The 16,688-nt window shown below is 60.6% G+C and carries 13 protein-coding genes; 5 read left to right on the plus strand and 8 right to left on the minus strand.

Going from position 1 to position 16,688, the window contains the following annotated elements; all coding sequences use genetic code 11:
* Window positions 1-34: 34 nt before the first annotated feature.
* The gene (locus tag C2846_RS04285; RefSeq protein WP_119700766.1) at window positions 35-1,084 is read right to left on the minus strand and encodes a GGDEF domain-containing protein; all 1,050 of its coding nucleotides are present in this window, start codon (window positions 1,082-1,084) and stop codon (window positions 35-37) included.
* A gap of 238 nt (window positions 1,085-1,322) precedes the next feature.
* Here C2846_RS04285 and C2846_RS04290 point away from each other — a divergent pair, with 238 nt between their 5' ends.
* The 5 genes from C2846_RS04290 to C2846_RS04310 all read left to right on the plus strand — a co-directional run bounded on the left by C2846_RS04290 (window position 1,323) and on the right by C2846_RS04310 (window position 8,788).
* Window positions 1,323-2,327, plus strand: coding sequence for a response regulator (locus tag C2846_RS04290; protein WP_080049399.1), 1,005 nt, complete (start codon window positions 1,323-1,325; stop codon window positions 2,325-2,327).
* 19 nt (window positions 2,328-2,346) lie between these two features.
* A complete protein-coding gene (locus C2846_RS04295; RefSeq protein ID WP_119700767.1) occupies window positions 2,347-3,312 on the plus strand; it encodes a sensor domain-containing diguanylate cyclase in 966 nt (321 codons plus the stop codon).
* A gap of 59 nt (window positions 3,313-3,371) precedes the next feature.
* The gene (dbpA, locus tag C2846_RS04300) at window positions 3,372-4,751 is read left to right on the plus strand and encodes an ATP-dependent RNA helicase DbpA (RefSeq protein WP_119700768.1); all 1,380 of its coding nucleotides are present in this window, start codon (window positions 3,372-3,374) and stop codon (window positions 4,749-4,751) included.
* A gap of 44 nt (window positions 4,752-4,795) precedes the next feature.
* Window positions 4,796-6,649, plus strand: a complete 1,854-nt coding sequence (locus C2846_RS04305) for an SLC13 family permease (RefSeq protein WP_080049396.1) — start codon at window positions 4,796-4,798, stop codon at window positions 6,647-6,649.
* A gap of 333 nt (window positions 6,650-6,982) precedes the next feature.
* Window positions 6,983-8,788, plus strand: a complete 1,806-nt coding sequence (locus tag C2846_RS04310; RefSeq protein ID WP_165443758.1) for a diguanylate cyclase — start codon at window positions 6,983-6,985, stop codon at window positions 8,786-8,788.
* Here the strand turns inward: C2846_RS04310 and C2846_RS04315 are convergent.
* From C2846_RS04315 to tkt, 7 genes are all read right to left on the minus strand, one after another.
* A complete protein-coding gene (locus C2846_RS04315) occupies window positions 8,775-9,875 on the minus strand; it encodes a PQQ-dependent sugar dehydrogenase (protein WP_080049394.1) in 1,101 nt (366 codons plus the stop codon). The genes C2846_RS04310 and C2846_RS04315 overlap by 14 nt on opposite strands.
* A gap of 54 nt (window positions 9,876-9,929) precedes the next feature.
* A complete protein-coding gene (locus C2846_RS04320) occupies window positions 9,930-10,403 on the minus strand; it encodes a hypothetical protein (RefSeq protein WP_080049393.1) in 474 nt (157 codons plus the stop codon).
* A gap of 79 nt (window positions 10,404-10,482) precedes the next feature.
* Window positions 10,483-10,761 carry a hypothetical protein gene (locus C2846_RS04325; RefSeq protein WP_119700770.1) on the minus strand — a complete coding sequence of 93 codons (279 nt, stop codon included), beginning with the start codon at window positions 10,759-10,761 and terminating at the stop codon, window positions 10,483-10,485.
* Window positions 10,762-10,820: 59 nt separating this feature from the next.
* Window positions 10,821-11,885: a class II fructose-bisphosphate aldolase gene (gene fba, locus C2846_RS04330; protein ID WP_080049391.1), complete on the minus strand. Its 1,065-nt coding sequence runs from the start codon at window positions 11,883-11,885 to the stop codon at window positions 10,821-10,823.
* 34 nt (window positions 11,886-11,919) lie between these two features.
* Window positions 11,920-13,080 carry a phosphoglycerate kinase gene (locus tag C2846_RS04335; protein WP_119700771.1) on the minus strand — a complete coding sequence of 387 codons (1,161 nt, stop codon included), beginning with the start codon at window positions 13,078-13,080 and terminating at the stop codon, window positions 11,920-11,922.
* 370 nt (window positions 13,081-13,450) lie between these two features.
* Window positions 13,451-14,491, minus strand: a complete 1,041-nt coding sequence (gene epd / locus C2846_RS04340) for an erythrose-4-phosphate dehydrogenase (RefSeq protein ID WP_119700772.1) — start codon at window positions 14,489-14,491, stop codon at window positions 13,451-13,453.
* A gap of 81 nt (window positions 14,492-14,572) precedes the next feature.
* Window positions 14,573-16,573 (minus strand): transketolase, encoded by a 2,001-nt coding sequence (gene tkt, locus C2846_RS04345; protein ID WP_119700773.1) that lies wholly within the window; start codon window positions 16,571-16,573, stop codon window positions 14,573-14,575.
* Between the last annotated feature and the right edge of the window lie 115 nt (window positions 16,574-16,688).

A 16,688-nucleotide genomic window follows, 5' to 3' on the forward strand; every position in this document is an offset into this window, starting at 1 on the left:
TTTACACAATGTTTTATATTCAGAACATTCAGTATCAGCCATCCATGGACTCCATCTCCGGCGCCTGCCGGCCAGAGGCAACCACCTGATTGCGGCCTTGGTGCTTGGCCTGGTACATCCGCCAATCGGCACTTTGCAACAGCGCATCCAGATCGTCGCCGTCATCCCCCAGAGTCGCGACCCCGGCACTGAAACTAAATCCCAGATCCTGGTCAGCCAGTGGCAGAGGCCGATCCTGCAATTGCTCGCGCAACTTGTCGGCCAGCTCAGTCGCCGCTACCAGACTAGCCCCCGGCAGCAAAATGGCGAACTCTTCACCGCCAAGTCGGCAAGGCAGATCGACCTCGCGACGGGGTTCAGCCAGCAATCCCGCCAAATGGCACAAGGCCTGATCACCGATATCGTGACCAAAGGTATCGTTGATACGCTTGAAGTGGTCGATATCCAGCATGATCAGTGACAAGGGGCTACCGTTGCGCATGGCATGGGCAGTCTCACGCTCGAACACCTCGCGCAATTTGAACCGATTGGCCAAGCCGGTCAGCGGATCCGTCCTGGCCTGCTCTGAAAGGCGCTTTTCATTTTCGGTTCGGCTGCGTTCGTAGACATGTGCCAGTATTGCAATCGCCAGACTGCTCACGGCCAGATTGGTCAGTGCAATGAACACCCTCGGCTCGCCCTCCATCAGCAGTCGGTACTTGAACGCCAGCACACCCAGCGGCACAAAACCCAGCGTCATCCAAAAACCAGCCTTGAGCCCGAGCAACATGTAGCTAATGATCGGCACAGCCTGAATCCAGGCAAAGATCGTCCGCGACGAGCTGGGTAGCGTCATGGCCAGGATCATGATCATGAAAAAAGGAATCAGGAAGGCCAGCAACCAGGCCCTCAAGTAACGGGTACGTTCAGCAATCCAGAGCATTAACAAAGCGAAGCCAGCGTAGAACAGCTCCAGTGCGCCCAGCAAGCGTGCGCCATGCGCGGTATTGGACAGCCCGAAATACAAACCGCAGAAAAAAATCAATACCAGCAACGCTCTGCGGACAGATCGAAAGTGCTGCTGACCGGTCTCAGTGTGTTCCATCGTCAAGCACTCCTTGTAACCAGTCTGGCTGGCACTGAATGAGTCCCTGACCTCAAGCGTATCAGCAAAAACCGGAATGTCCTGCCATCAGTCGAAAAGTGTCCGGCAATACGCGCGAATCCCTTCTCAACAGGTCAATATATTGTCATGCTTGCAGCCGCCAGGACTAATGGCCATTTGCCGTAATTCTGCCGCCATTTTTTTGCCACCCTTAGGCCCGGGAACAAGGACACCTGAAGTGAGCGCCATTCCTCTGCTGGTATGTGATGACTCAAATATGGCTCGTAAGCAGCTCATTCGTGCTCTGCCGGCCAACTGGCCGTTCCGGATCACCCAGGCGGCCAACGGCCTCGAAGGACTCAAGGCCATCCGCGAAGGTTCAGGCCAGATCGTCCTGCTCGACCTGACCATGCCCGAACTCGACGGCTTCGGAGTACTCAGCCAGCTGCGCCAGGAAGGCCTGCATGCCGAAGTCATTGTCGTATCCGGTGACATTCAGGAGGAGGCGATACGCCGGGCCAAGGCCCTAGGCGCCCGGGCCTTTATCAAGAAACCGGCCGACCCCCAGCACCTGGCCGATGCGCTGAACAACCTTGGGGTCAATGTCGCGTTGGCCGAAGTGCCCGCGGCCAGCAACGAGCCGCTGCCTGAGCTGCCCAGCGTGTCGTTCCGTGATGCCTTCCGGGAAATCGCCAACATCGCCATGGGTCGTGCCGCCGAACTGCTGGGCCGGGTACTCGGTGTTTTCATCAAACTGCCGATTCCCAACGTCAACATCCTCGAAGTTGGTGAACTGCATATGGCTCTGGCTGACGCCCAGCGTGGAGAGCAGTTATCGGCCATCTGCCAGGGCTATATTGGCGGCGGCGTAGCAGGCGAGGCCCTGCTGATCTTTCACGATGCGCAAATCGAGGATGTCGCCCGCCTGCTCAATACTGCCAATGACGAGACCGCTCACCTGGAAATGCTACTGGATCTTGCCACTATCATTGTTGGCGCCTGCCTCAACGGACTGTCCGAGCAGCTCAACATCAGCCTGTCCCAGGGACATCCGATGGTGTTAGGCCAGCATTGCCCAGTTGAAGAACTGATCCGTATCAACCAGCGCCGCTGGAAGCGCACCCTGGCAGTGGAAATCAGCTATGGACTGGAAGATCTCGATATCCACTTCGACCTGCTGCTGCTGTTCACCGAAGATTCGGTACCGCGTCTGCGCGAACAGCTCGACTTCATGATCAACTGAGCTCAACGGGACCCCTGCCATGGCCGCGCAGTTTGACATCAACGAACTCCACTGGCTGCTGGATATCGTCCAGAGCATCGATGTAGGTGTTGTCGTGCTCGACCGGGATTACCGGATCGAGGTCTGGAACAGTTTCATGGAAAATCACTCTGGACTGAGCTCTGCCGAGGCCGCACAGCGCTCGCTATTCGAGCTGTTCCCCGAGATAGATCAAGACTGGTTCTCTCGCAAGCTGGAAACAGCTGTTTTGCTTGGCACCCGCGCTTTCACCATCTGGGAGCAACGACCGTATCTGATACGTTTCAACAGCTATCAACCCATCACCGGGCTGGCCGATGCGATGTACCAGAATGTCACCATCATGCCGCTGCGCAACCCGCGCGGCGAAGCCGACCATGTCTGCCTGATCATCTACGATGTCACCGGCATCGCCCTCAACAAACGCCAGCTCGAAGCAGCCAACCTGCAGTTGCGTGAGCAAGCCCACCGTGACGGCATGACTGGCCTGCTCAACCGACGCTACTGGGAGCAGAGTCTGGAGCGTGAATTCGCCCGCTATCAGCGTTACGAGACACCCGCCAGCCTGGTGATGTTCGATATCGACAACTTCAAGCCAATCAACGATAACCACGGCCACCAGACTGGTGACGAGGTCATCCGTGAAGCCGCGCGGGTGATCCGCGAGCATGCCCGTGAAACCGATTATGCCGGACGCTACGGTGGCGAGGAGTTCGTGCTGCTACTGCCAGACACTTCGCTGCAAGGCGCCGCCCAACTCGCCGAGCGCCTGCGCCAGGCCATGGAGCGCTTGATCGTGGAGTACCTCGAGCAACGCGTGAGCTTCACAATAAGCCTGGGTGTAGCCCAGTTCAGTGAAGAGATGAGCTCAGCCTTCGACCTGGTGGCGGCCGCCGATAGCGCCCTCTACCAATCCAAGCAAGCAGGCCGCAATCGGACCACCCTGCACACCTCCGACGACACCTGAGCCGTCCCAGCGCACGGCATCTGCTACACTGGACGCCCGCATCCAGACCGAGCACTGCCGTGACCGCCACCACTTTTGCCAGCCTAAACCTCCCAGCCGCCCTGCTCGAGACTCTGGAACAACTGGGTTATCAGAGCATGACGCCGATTCAGGCGGCAGCACTGCCGGAGATTCTCGCCGGTCACGATCTGATCGCACAGTCGCGCACCGGCAGCGGCAAGACCGCCGCATTCGGCATTGGTTTACTGGCCCCAATCAATCCGGCGTTTTTCGGCTGTCAGGCACTGGTACTGGCCCCCACCCGTGAGCTCGCCGGTCAGGTCGCCAGCAGTCTGCGGACCCTGGCCCGTGGGCTGCCCAACATCAAGATCATCAGCCTCTGCGGCGGTACCCCGTTCGGCCCGCAAGTCGCCTCACTGGAGCAGGGCGCTCACATTGTTGTAGGCACGCCTGGCCGGGTACTCGACCACTTGCAACGTGGAACGCTCTCACTGTCCGGTCTGAACTGCCTGGTGCTGGACGAGGCCGACCGGATGCTCGACATGGGCTTTTACGACAGCATCGCCAGCATCATCGGCTATGCCTCGCCCAGACGTCAGACCCTGCTGTTCTCGGCCACCTACCCAGCCGGAATCGATAGCCTGGCCGCCCGTTTTCTACGCGCCCCCAAGCGGGTGGAAGTCGCCTCCGAAACCAGCTCTCCTTCCATCACCCAGCGGTTCTATGAAGTGACAGCCGAGCAGCGTTTGCCGGCGGTACTGCGGCTGCTGGCCGCCGAGCGCCCGCAACCCTGTATCGCCTTTTGCCAAACCCGCCAGCAGTGCCAGGAACTGGAAAGTCTGCTGAACGCCAACCGGGTCAGCGCCCTGGCACTGCATGGCGATCTCGAACAACGCGAACGCGATCAGGTTTTGGCTCTGTTCGCCAATCAAAGCTGCAGCGTACTGGTAGCCACCGATGTGGCCGCCCGAGGGATCGACGTCGAAGGCGTAGCGGCAGTGATCAATGTCGAGCTGTCACCCGACCCGGCCGTGCATACCCACCGTATTGGTCGTAGCGGCCGGGCTGGCCAACCGGGGCTGGCCCTGAGCCTGGTGGCCGCGCGCGAACTCGGCCGGGCCCGGGCGATAGAAGAACAGCTTGGCGCACCGCTGGACTGGCAACCACTGGAACGCCTGCCGGATTACCTCGATAGCCCCCTGCTCGCGCCCATGCGGACCCTGGCGATTGCCGGCGGACGCAAGGACAAGGTCCGCCCCGGTGACCTGCTGGGTGCGCTGACCGGCGAGGCCGGCCTGCCGGCCGACGCCATCGGCAAGATCAGCATCAGCGACTTCCAGGCTCTGGTGGCAATCCGCTGGGATTTGGCCAAAACTGCGTTACAAAGCCTGGAAGCCGGCAAGATCAAAGGCCGTCGCTTCAAGGTAAGACTGCTCTGAGGCCCTATCAGCGATAGCCTGCCAAGGCCAGACAAGGAGCAAGGATGAACCTGGATCAGCTATTGGTATTTGCCATTCTCGGCATCACTGTTGCCCTGTTTCTCTCAGGCCGGTTGCGACATGATGTAGTGGCGCTGGCGGCGTTGCTGGCCTGTGTACTGAGCGGCCTGACTCCCAGCGAACAGGCATTCAACGGCTTTGCTCACCCGGCAGTGATCACGGTCGCGGCAGTCCTGATCCTCAGTCAGGGCCTGCAGACCACCGGCGCCGTCGAGGCCATGGCCCAGCGGGTATTGCCCAAGAATGGCGGCGTGCTGCTCGGCTGCGCTGCCCTGACCCTGCTCGGCGCGCTGCTCTCGGCCTTTATGAACAATGTCGGCGCCATGGCCTTGCTGATGCCGATCGCCATGCAACTGGCCCAGCGTCAGGGCATCCCGCCTGGCAAGGTGCTGATGCCCTTGGCCTTCGGCACCATCCTCGGCGGCATGACCACTCTGATCGGCACCCCGCCCAACCTGATTGTCGCCGGGTTCAGGGCTGAACAGACCGGCACCGGCTTCGCCATGTTCGACTTTTCCCCGGTCGGGGTGGCGGTAGCCTTGGTCGGCGTCCTGTTCGCGGTGATTGGTGCCCGCTGGCTGGTCCCCCACCGCCCGCAAAGCGATGCAGCCAGCTTTGACACCGGCACCTACCTGACTGAAGTGCACATCAGCGCCGACAGCAAGGCGGTCGGCAAGACCCTCGGTGAAGTCGAGCAATGGCTGGACGAAGTCGACGCCCAGATCGTCGGCATGGTACGCAACGACTTCCGGGTCACCGCGCCCTACTCCAGCCGGACTCTGCGGGTCGATGACATTCTGGTTATCGAGGCCGACCCCGAAGGGCTCGGCACGGTTCTGACCCGGCTCGGCCTCAAGCTCGAAGAAGCTGTACCGCCGGAGGCCGAAGACCCGGACAACAACGATGCTCAAGCCCGCCCCAACCCTGAACCCGAGTCCGCCGACGACTCGGCGCCCGAATCGGGCAAGCCCAAACGCCATGAAGAAATCGCCTTGCAGGAACTGGTGGTCCAGCCCAGTTCGCTGTTGCTCGGGCGCAGCGCCAGCGACGTACAGATCCGCACCCGCTTCGGCATCAACCTGCTGGCCATCTCGCGCCAAGGTCATCGCTCGATTCGGCGGCTGCGCTGGACCGAACTGGCCGCCGGCGACGTGCTGTTGATGCAGGGCCCAACCGACGCCATCAGCGGCTTCGCCAGTGAATATGGCTGCATTCCGCTGGCCCAACGCAGCATCCTGATTCCCAACCGGCGCAAAGCCCTGACCGCGATTGGCATCATGCTCGGCGCCATTGCCCTGGCCGCCTTCGGCCTGCTCCCGGCTGCCTTGGCCTTCACCGCCGGAGTGCTCGGCTACATGCTCACCGGCGTGCTGCCGCTGCGCCGTGTGTATGACGCCATCGACTGGCCAATCATCGTGCTGCTCGGCGCCCTACTACCGCTGGCCGCTGCCATGGCCCACACCGGCGCCGCCGACCTGCTGGCCAAGACCCTGCTCGAACACCTGGCTCAGGGTAGCCCGGTCATCGCCCTGGCCCTGGTACTGATAGTCACCATGACCCTGTCCGACTTCATGAACAACGCCGCCACGGCGGCCGTCATGTGCCCGATCGCCTTGAGCGTAGCCAGCCAACTGGGGGTCAACCCGGACAGCTTCCTGATGGCAGTGGCCATCGGTGCCTCCTGCGCATTTCTGACCCCTATCGGCCATCAGAACAACACCCTGATCCTCGGGCCGGGGGGATTTCGCTTTAGCGACTACTGGCGCCTGGGGCTGCCAATGGAGATCATCGTGGTACTGGTAAGCATCCCCATGCTGCTGTGGATCTGGCCATTGTAAGCCCTGAGGGCGGTACCTGCCTTTGGTCAGTTCCGTAGCGGATGCCCGCCACCCGGTTTGACGAGCAGCCATTGTGCCACCTATAGTCAAGCCATCATTCTGCCAATCACCCAACACTCGCATAGCCGGGAGCTCGGTTGAGCTCGCGCTTGGCGGGTAGTGGCAGCCGTTTCCAGGGATGCACGCTGCACAGGCCATATGAGTTCAATCGACAGCCACGCTGAGTGGCCCCGTGTTTTGCAAGCGCCGCAGGAAGCCTGGCGCTTAGCCACAAGCCTGTTATGGCTGTTTGTGCTATTTGCATTGCCCGTCCTGAACCTGCAAGCCCAAGCCATGGAGCCAGCACCACTGGTGGTCGATGGCAGCGAAAGCCGCATCGACCTCAAGGCGCATATCCGCTACCTGCGCGACAGCGAAAACCTGGACCATAGCCAGGCGCTGACCCAGCTCGAACACTTCCGCAGCATCACCGAACGGCGCGACATTAATTTCGGCTATACCCGCGACACTGTGTGGCTGGCCCTGAGCCTAAGCTCCCAAGCGCAGCACAGCACCGACTGGGTACTGGAACTAAGCTATCCGTCACTCGACCAGATCCACTTCTACAGCTATGGCCCAGACGGCCTGGAAACCCAACTCGCCGGCGATGTGCCGCGATACGCCGAACGCGACTTTCCGCACCGCACTCCGATCTTCAAGCTGCGCCTGGAACCCGGCGAGCAGCGCCTGGTGCTGTTGCAGGTCCGCTCCGAAGGCAGCATGACCCTGGATGGCTCGCTGTGGCAGGCCGAAGCCTTCCGCCTTCAAAGCAACACCAACTATGTGATTCTGGCCATCTACTTTGGCATGCTGCTGGCTCTGGGCGGTTACAACCTGCTGCTGTTCCTGGTTTTGCGCGAGCGCTCTTTCCTGCTCTACGTGCTGTTTGTTTTCAGCTTTGCCGCTGGCGCCATGGCCATCAACGGTCTCGGCCCGCATTATTTGTGGCCCAACAGCGGCGAGCTGGGGAATCGAATATTGCCGGTCAGCATAATCCTGGCGGCCACTATCGCCCTCCTGTTCGCCCAGGCCTTTCTCAATACCGCGCAGTGGGCACCGCGTTGGCACCAGGTACTAACCATTGCCGCCACTCTGGCCGCCAGTATCACCCTGCTCAATCTGGTAGTTCCGGTCCAGACCGCGCTGCAACTGATGTCGATGGCAGGCCTGTTAGTTTCCGCCCTGTTGTTCGCCTGCGGCCTGAGTTGCATGCTGCAAAGGGTTCCCGGTGCCGGCATCTTCGTCCTGGCCTGGCTGATGCTGTTGATCGGCGCCAGCATGTTGGCCCTGCGCAATTTCGGCCTGATCCCCTCCAACTTCGTCACCGTCTATGCCATGCAGGTCGGCTCGGCGCTGGAAATGCTGTTGTTGTCACTGGGACTGGCAGCACGCTTCAATGAGCTCAAGCGGCAGAAGGAACTGGCCCAAAGCTCGGCGCTGGCCGCCCAGAAGCAGGTAGTCAAGGCCCTGCAACAACAGGAGCGGGTACTGGAGCAGCGCGTTGCCGAGCGCACCCAGGCGCTGGAGGCAGCCAACGCTCGTCTGGCCGAACTGGCCATGCAAGATCCCCTGACCAGGCTGGCCAACCGCTCGGCCCTGGCAAATCATCTGCACCAGGCGCTGCAGCGAACCCAGCGCCACAAGGAACTACTGGCGCTGGTGCTGATCGATTTGAATGACTTCAAAGCCATCAACGATCAGCTCGGACACGAAAGTGGTGATCAGGTCTTGTGCCAGGTGGCCCAACGGCTCAAGGATTGCGCGCGTGAAGCTGACCTGATCGCCCGGCTCGGTGGCGACGAATTCATTCTGGTCAGTGAAGGTATTCAGGATCAGGAAGACGCCCTGAGACTGGGAGAGCGCCTGGAGGAAGCATTGAGCCTGCCGATCGATATCGAGCATGGCCAGATCAATGTTGGGGCCAGCATAGGCATCAGCCTCAGCGACGGCCACTGGCCAGACGCCGAAACACTGATGCGCTATGCCGATCAGGCCATGTACCAACGCAAGCGCAGTGGCCGCAGCGGCATCCAGCTCTACGCCGATGCCACATTGAGCAACCAGAGCGCCGCTGAAAAAGCCGACGTTAAGGCGCGCTGACCCGCAGCACCTGCCCTTGCGGGCTGTCGGTCAGCAGATACAGCGAACCATCAGCAGCGGTACGTACATCACGAATACGCACACCCAGCTCACCGAACAGCGACTCCTGCTCAGTCACCTGATTACCTTCCAGTACCACCCGACGCACATGCTGCCCGGCCAGGGCGCCAATCAGCAGATTTCCCTCCCAGGCAGGAAATTGCTCGCCGCGATACAGTGTCATCCCGGAGGGGGCGATTGATGGCGTCCACTGCACCAGTGGCTGCTGCATGCCATCCATCTCGGTATAGGGGCTGATTACCGCACCACTGTAATCCACACCATAGGTGATCTTTGGCCAGCCATAGTTGAGCCCCGGCTCAATCAGGTTCAGCTCATCACCACCGCGCGGACCATGCTCATGGGCCAGCAAGCGCTGCTGCTCTGCATCCCAGACCAGCCCCTGAACGTTGCGATGGCCAATGCTGTAAAGCTCCGGGCGGGCACCCTCCTGGCCAACGAAGGGGTTATCCTCAGGCACTGAGCCGTCGCGGTGCAGACGCACAATGGCTCCCAGATGATTGGCCGGATTCTGCGCTTCTTCGCGGTGGATAAAGGCATCACCCAAGGTCAGGATCAGGGTGTGGTCAGGCAGAAAAGCGATCCGCCCACCATAATGGGCACCACCGCGCTTGGCGAATTCGGCACGAAAGAGCTCATTGACCTGCTCCAATCCGGTGTCGGTCAGCCGCGCACTGGCCAAACAGGTATTGTTGGCGCTTTCAGTGCCGCAGGCATAGCTGAGAAACAGCCGCTGGTTTTCGGCGAACTCGGGGTCAAGCGCCACCTCGAACAGCCCGGCCTGACGCTCGACATAAACCTCCGGCACACCACTCAGCGGCTCGGCCTGCAGATTGCCCTGGGCATCGATCAGACGCAGTTGCCCGGTGCGTTCGGTCACCAGCATCCGCCCATCCGGCAGAAACGCCAGCGACCAGGGGTGGTTCAGCCCTTGAGCGACGGTCTCGATTCGGTAGTCGGCCGCCTGAACAGCCAATGCAGCGCTCATCCCAAGACTGATCAACGTCATCTGTGTACGGCGTTTCATCGCTACTCTCCATTGTGTAGTCAGGGAATTCTGGGTAGCCCCTGGAGCCTGCTATTAACCTAGTACCCGCAGGCCACGCTTATTCGTGGGTCGGGTCAGCCGGCCGAACAACGCGCTGCCAATTCCGACTGCCACCATCATCGCCAGCAACCCAGCCAAACCACGAGTCGCGGCGATAAAGGTCGGCATCGGCAACAGGTAGTCGGCGATATCAAACGCCACCTTGATGCCCACCGCGCCCGCCAGGAAGAACAACACCCCGCGCCAGGGCTTGAAGATCCGCCCCAGCCCGGCCGCCACCGGCAAGGCCAGCAGCAGGGTGACGGCGACCATCATGGCAAAAATGGGGGTGAACCCACGCAAATCAGCCAGCGTGGTCGACAACCATAACCCCACCGGGATATCGGTCCCGATCAGGCGCAGCGCCGCCAGATTGAATTGCGTCTGGACCAGGGTCCCGAGCACGCTGGCCACAACAACTGCCAGCAAATAAAACAGAATTACACGCAGAATCGATAACAAGGTCATATTGTTATTCCCGAAAAAAGCAGTCTGCCAAGCTCGGCGATGCTATGCACGCCATGCGCTGTAACGCGATATGTAAGACTCAGTCCTGCGCCTCGGGTAGCTCCGGCAGATTGCGCAGCGCCTGCTCGTAAGCAGCCAGATCGAATGGCTGGTCAGTCTCGAGCATTAGCCCGATGCTGTGGGCCAGTACCTGGACCATCAGGTCGAGCGCGTCTTCGCGACTGTAGCCCACCAATGTCAGCTTGTTCAGGGTTGCCTGAGTAGCCGGGGGCTGATTAGCTGTCAACTGGTTTTCGATAGCTTCGAGCAGTTTGTCGTGGGTGAACGCCTCATCGGCGTCATCATCGCTGGGATGCATCGGACAAAACCTGAATAGAGGAGATAAGAACGGGGCGCCGAACGGCGCCCCACCAGGGTTCAGTTGACCTTGGGTTCCAACTCACCAGCCGCATAACGCTCGAACATCTTTTCCAGCGAAACCGGGCGGATCTTCGAGGCCTGGCCGGCACAGCCAAAGGCTTCATAACGCGCCATACAGATGTCGCGCATAGCATCGACGGTCTTGCTCAGGAACTTGCGCGGGTCGAACTCGCTGGGGTTCTCGGCCAGGAAGCGACGCACCGCACCAGTAGACGCCAGGCGCAGGTCGGTATCGATATTGACCTTGCGCACGCCGTGCTTGATACCCTCAACGATTTCCTCGACCGGTACCCCATAGGTTTCGGGAATCTCGCCACCGAACTCGTTGATCACCGCCAGCCACTCCTGAGGTACCGAGCTGGAGCCGTGCATAACCAGGTGAGTATTGGGGATCCGCGCATGGATCGCCTTGATCCGGTCGATTGCCAGGATGTCGCCAGTCGGTGGCCGGGTGAACTTGTAAGCCCCGTGGCTGGTTCCAATGGCAATCGCCAGCGCATCGACATGGGTCTGCTTGACGAAATCAGCCGCCTCTTCCGGATCAGTCAGCATCTGACTGTGATCCAGCACGCCTTCAGCACCGATGCCATCTTCTTCACCGGCCATGCCGGTTTCCAGGCTACCCAGACAGCCCAGTTCACCTTCGACCGAAACGCCACAGGCATGAGCCATCTCGACCGCCTGACGGGTTACCCGAACATTGTATTCGTAATCGGTCGGGGTCTTGCCGTCCTCTCCCAGCGAACCATCCATCATCACCGAGGAAAAGCCCAATTGAATCGAACGCTGGCATACTGCCGGGCTAGTACCGTGATCCTGGTGCATACACACCGGAATATGCGGAAACTCTTCAATCGCCGCGAGAATCATGTGGCGCAGGAACGGCGCACCGGCATATTTGCGCGCACCGGCCGAAGCCTGCAGGATAACTGGTGAGTCGGTATTAGAGGCCGCTTCCATGATGGCGCGGACCTGCTCCAGGTTATTGACGTTGAACGCCGGAACGCCGTAGCCGAACTCGGCAGCGTGGTCCAGCATTTGGCGCAGACTGATCAGAGCCATGGGTTGTCTCTCCGTTTAAATGTCGGAACTCGGTTTATCGTGCGCGTTGCTGCAGAATCTCGACCGCCGGCAACACCTTGCCCTCGACAAACTCGAGGAACGCACCGCCACCAGTAGAAATATAGGAAATCCGCTCAGCTACGCCATACTTGTCAATCGCTGCCAGGGTATCGCCACCACCGGCAATCGAAAACGCCGGGCTTTGGGCAATCGCCTCGGCCAGCACCTTGGTACCGTTGCCAAACTGGTCGAACTCGAACACGCCAACCGGGCCATTCCACAAAATGGTACCGGAAGCCTTGAGCATCTCGCCAAAGATCTTGGCGGTTTGCGGCCCGATATCCAGAATCATGTCGTCATCGGCAACATCGGCAATCGCCTTGACTGACGCCTCAGCACTTTCGGCAAACTCCTTGGCCACCACCACATCAGTCGGCAGCGGCACGCTGACCTTGGCCGCGATGGCCTTGGCGGTATCCACCAGCTCAGCCTCATACAGCGACTTGCCAACCTTGTAGCCGGCAGCCGCAAGGAAGGTATTGGCGATACCACCGCCAACAATCAACTGATCGCACTTCTCAGCCAGAGCATTGAGCACATCCAGCTTGGTCGACACCTTGGAGCCTGCGACAATCGCCAGCATCGGCCGCGCCGGCTTGTCCAGTGCCTTGGCCAGCGCCTCCAGCTCAGCCGCCAGCAGCGGGCCGGCACAGGCCACTTTGGCAAACTTCGCCGCCCCATGGGTCGAACCCTGAGCCCGGTGCGCAGTACCAAAGGCATCCATCACAAACACATCACAAAGCGCCGCATATTTCTGCGCCAGCTCATCGGTATTCTTCTTCTCACCGCTGTTGAAGCGTACGTTCTCCAGCAGCACCAGCTCACCGGGCTGCACTGCAACGCCATCCAGATAATCGCGAACCAGCGGCACCTCACGACCCAACGCCTCGCTCAGGTAGGCCGCTACCGGTGCCAGGCTGTTCTCCTCACTGAACACGCCTTCTTCCGGCCGCCCCAGGTGCGAACAGACCATCACTGCCGCGCCCTTCTCCAGCGCCAGCTTGATGGTCGGCAAGGACGCGACGATACGCGCATCACTGGCCACCTTGCCGTTCTTGACCGGCACGTTCAGATCTTCACGAATCAGCACCCGCTGGCCTTTGAGATCCAGCTCCTGCATGGTCAATACGCTCATTTCTGGCTCCTTGGTTAAATCAAAACGTCAAAACTATAACGATACAAAGACTGCACAATTCTCGCTGGTGCTATTGCCAATGCCCTGTTGTGGACCGTCGATAGCCAGGGATGGCTATCGTCGAGCGCCCAGGGACGGGTTCACAGCGTGTCCGCAACAGGGCATTGGCAATGGCACCTTGCACGTGGCACCAGCCAAACAGCTCCGACACCGTGCCAGCCTGTTTGTCGATGACCCGCTCTGGACACGCTGCAAGTACATCCCTGTAAGCTCGGCGATAGCCATCCCTGGCTATCGACGGTCCAGAGCGGGTCATCGCCAAACAGGCATGGATCATGTGCAACCGCACCCTCAGCACAAAGCACCGCGCTCAACCGCAGCGCCGCAACCAATACCCCGCCACATCCAGCATCCGGTTGGCAAAACCCCACTCGTTATCGAACCACACCAGCAGATTCACCATCCGCGGCCCCGACACCCGGGTCTGACTGCCATCGACAATCGCCGAATGCGGATCATGGTTGAAATCGCAACTGGCATGCGGCAGCTCGGTATAGTCCAGCAACCCGACAAACTCAGCGCCTGCCGCCGCCCTGAGCAACTCATTAATCTCCTCAGCGGTGGTATCACGAGCAGTTTGCAAGGTGATGTCCAACGCCGACACATTCACCGTCGGCACCCGGATCGCCTTGGCCTGAATCCGCCCGGCCAGCTCCGGCAACAACCGCTCAATCCCCCGCGCCAAACCGGTCGACACCGGAATCACCGACTGAAACGCCGAGCGGGTACGACGCAGATCATCATGATGGTAGGCATCAATCACCGGCTGATCGTTCATCGCCGAATGAATGGTCGTGATCGACACATACTCCAGCCCCACACGCTCATTCAGCAGCTTGAGCAGCGGCACCCCGCAATTGGTCGTACATGAAGCATTCGACACCAGCCGCTGCGAAGCATCCAATTGCTGATGATTGACCCCGTAGACCACCGTCGCATCAACCGCCTGCTCATTGGCCATCGGCTGGGAAAACAGTACCCGCGGCACCCCGGCATGGGCAAAACGCAGCGCCTCCTCGCGAGTGGTGTACTGGCCCGAACACTCCAGCAACAGATCCACCCCCAGAGCCGCCCAGTCGACCCCTTCCGGATGCTGCTCGCGCAACACCTTCACGCAATCGCCATTGATATGCAGGCAATCGCCATCCACGCTTACCTCACCGGGAAAGCGCCCATGGGTCGAATCGAAACGGGTCAGATATTCGATGCTGGCCTGATCGGCCAGATCATTCAGCGCCACGATCTGCAGGCCGTCACCGCCGCGCTCATGCAACGCACGCAGCACGCAGCGGCCAATCCGGCCGTAGCCGTTGAGGGCAATGCGAAAAGGCTGGCGATCAGTGGGTATCATTCGCTGCACTCGTGGCTGCGGGCTGAACGCTGAAAGCCCCGTCAGCAAACGGGACCTCCAGCCTTCGCCGCAAACGGCTGGTCAGTCTTCCAGCAGCTCTTCGGCTGCGGCCAGAACATTGTCGAGGGTAAAACCGAACTCCTCGAACAGCGCCGGCGCCGGCGCAGACTCACCGAAGCTCTGCATGCCGATGATGCGGCCGTCGAGGCCGACGTACTTGTACCAGAAGTCGGTATGCGCGGCTTCGATAGCGATGCGCGCGCCGACTTCCAGCGGCAGCACCTGTTGCTTGTATGCGGCGTCCTGCTGATCGAACACGCTGGTCGAGGGCATCGACACCACACGGACCTGACGGCCAGCGGCGCTCAGCTTATCGAACGCGTCCACCGCCAGCCCGACTTCCGAGCCAGTGGCGATCAGGATCAGTTCCGGCTCACCGGCACAGTCCTTGAGGATGTAACCACCGCGAGCGATATCCGCCAGTTGCTGGGCACTGCGGCTCTGGTGCGGCAGGTTCTGGCGCGAGAACACCAGCGCACTGGGGCCGTCGGCACGCTCGATCGCGTACTTCCAGGCTACTGCCGACTCGACCGCATCGGCCGGGCGCCAGGTATCCAGGTTCGGGGTGCCGCGCAGGCTGGCCAGTTGCTCGATCGGCTGGTGGGTCGGGCCGTCTTCGCCCAGACCGATGGAGTCATGGGTGAACACATAGAGCACCCGCTGCTTCATCAGTGCCGACATGCGTACCGCGTTGCGCGCGTATTCCATGAAGATCAGGAAGGTCGCACCATAGGGGATGAATCCGCCGTGCAGGGCGATACCGTTCATGATCGCGCTCATACCGAACTCGCGCACGCCGTAGAACAGGTAGTTACCGCCGGCATCACCGGCCTCGACACCCTTGCAGTCCTTCCACAGGGTCAGGTTGGAACCGGCCAGATCAGCCGAACCGCCGAGCAATTCCGGCAGCAGCGGGCCATAGGCATTGAGGCTGTTCTGACTGGCCTTGCGGCTGGCGATGGTCTCGCCCTTGGCTGCCACCTCGGCAACATAGGCTGCGGCCTTGTCGGCAAAATCAGCCGGCAACTCACCGGCCAGGCGGCGCTTGAACTCGGCGGCCAGCTCCGGGTAAGCCTGCTGATAGGCAGCAAACCGGGTATTCCACTCGGCTTCACGCTCGGCACCTGCCGCGCGGGCATCCCACTCAGCCCGAATGTTCTCGGGAATCTCGAACGGCGCATGCGGCCAGTTCAGCGCTTCACGGGTCGCGGCGATCTCATCATCGCCCAGCGGCGCACCGTGGCATTCTTCCTTGCCCTGCTTGTTCGGCGAACCGAAGCCGATCACGGTCTTGCAGCAGATCAGCGTCGGCTGCTGGGTATTCTTGCGCGCGGTCTCGATGGCGGTCTTGATCTCGTCGGCATCATGACCGTCAACATTGCGAATCACCTGCCAGCCGTAAGCCTCGAAGCGCTTGGGCGTATCGTCGGTGAACCAGCCCTCGACCTCCCCATCGATGGAGATGCCGTTGTCGTCATAGAAAGCCACCAGCTTACCCAAACCCAAGGTGCCGGCCAGCGAGCAGACCTCATGGGAAATGCCTTCCATCATGCAGCCATCGCCGAGGAACACATAGGTGAAGTGGTCAACGATGTCATGACCGTCCCGGTTGAACTGCGCGGCCAGCACCTTCTCGGCGATGGCAAAACCCACGGCATTGGCAACGCCCTGGCCCAGCGGGCCGGTGGTGGTTTCCACCCCCGGGGTGTAACCGTATTCGGGGTGACCCGGGGTCTTGCTGTGCAACTGGCGGAAGTTTTTCAAATCATCGACCGACAGGTCATAGCCGGTCAGGTGCAGCAGCGAATAGATCAGCATCGAGCCATGCCCGTTGGACAGCACGAAGCGGTCACGGTCAGCCCACTGCGGGTTGACCGGATTGTGTTTCATATAGTCACGCCACAGCACTTCGGCGATATCCGCCATGCCCATGGGCGCTCCCGGGTGGCCGCTCTTGGCTTTCTGCACGGCATCCATGCTGAGGGCACGAATGGCATTGGCGCGGTCACGACGGCTGGACATGGGCAACTCCTGTGGTTGACTGAGCAAGATCAAGGGCCGACTGAGCCGGCCTGCAAAGCCGAGCATTTTCGCGCAAATGACGTTGCTGGGCAATGAAAACCCCGCCGACCCGGCA

The organism is Pseudomonas jilinensis (assembly GCF_003586265.1).
Classification (GTDB): Bacteria; Pseudomonadota; Gammaproteobacteria; order Pseudomonadales; family Pseudomonadaceae; genus Halopseudomonas; species Halopseudomonas phragmitis.

Bases quoted from the DNA above. Each gene is read 5' to 3' on its own strand.
- C2846_RS04285 (WP_119700766.1), bottom strand. From the start codon at position 1,084: ATGGAACACACTGAGACCGGTCAGCAGCACTTTCGATCTGTCCGCAGA.
- C2846_RS04295 (WP_119700767.1), top strand. From the start codon at position 2,347: ATGGCCGCGCAGTTTGACATCAACGAACTCCACTGGCTGCTGGATATC.
- C2846_RS04305 (WP_080049396.1), top strand. From the start codon at position 4,796: ATGAACCTGGATCAGCTATTGGTATTTGCCATTCTCGGCATCACTGTT.
- C2846_RS04310 (WP_165443758.1), top strand. From the start codon at position 6,983: ATGGAGCCAGCACCACTGGTGGTCGATGGCAGCGAAAGCCGCATCGAC.
- C2846_RS04315 (WP_080049394.1), bottom strand. From the start codon at position 9,875: ATGAAACGCCGTACACAGATGACGTTGATCAGTCTTGGGATGAGCGCT.
- C2846_RS04320 (WP_080049393.1), bottom strand. From the start codon at position 10,403: ATGACCTTGTTATCGATTCTGCGTGTAATTCTGTTTTATTTGCTGGCA.
- C2846_RS04325 (WP_119700770.1), bottom strand. From the start codon at position 10,761: ATGCATCCCAGCGATGATGACGCCGATGAGGCGTTCACCCACGACAAA.
- fba (WP_080049391.1), bottom strand. From the start codon at position 11,885: ATGGCTCTGATCAGTCTGCGCCAAATGCTGGACCACGCTGCCGAGTTC.
- C2846_RS04335 (WP_119700771.1), bottom strand. From the start codon at position 13,080: ATGAGCGTATTGACCATGCAGGAGCTGGATCTCAAAGGCCAGCGGGTG.
- epd (WP_119700772.1), bottom strand. From the start codon at position 14,491: ATGATACCCACTGATCGCCAGCCTTTTCGCATTGCCCTCAACGGCTAC.
- tkt (WP_119700773.1), bottom strand. From the start codon at position 16,573: ATGTCCAGCCGTCGTGACCGCGCCAATGCCATTCGTGCCCTCAGCATG.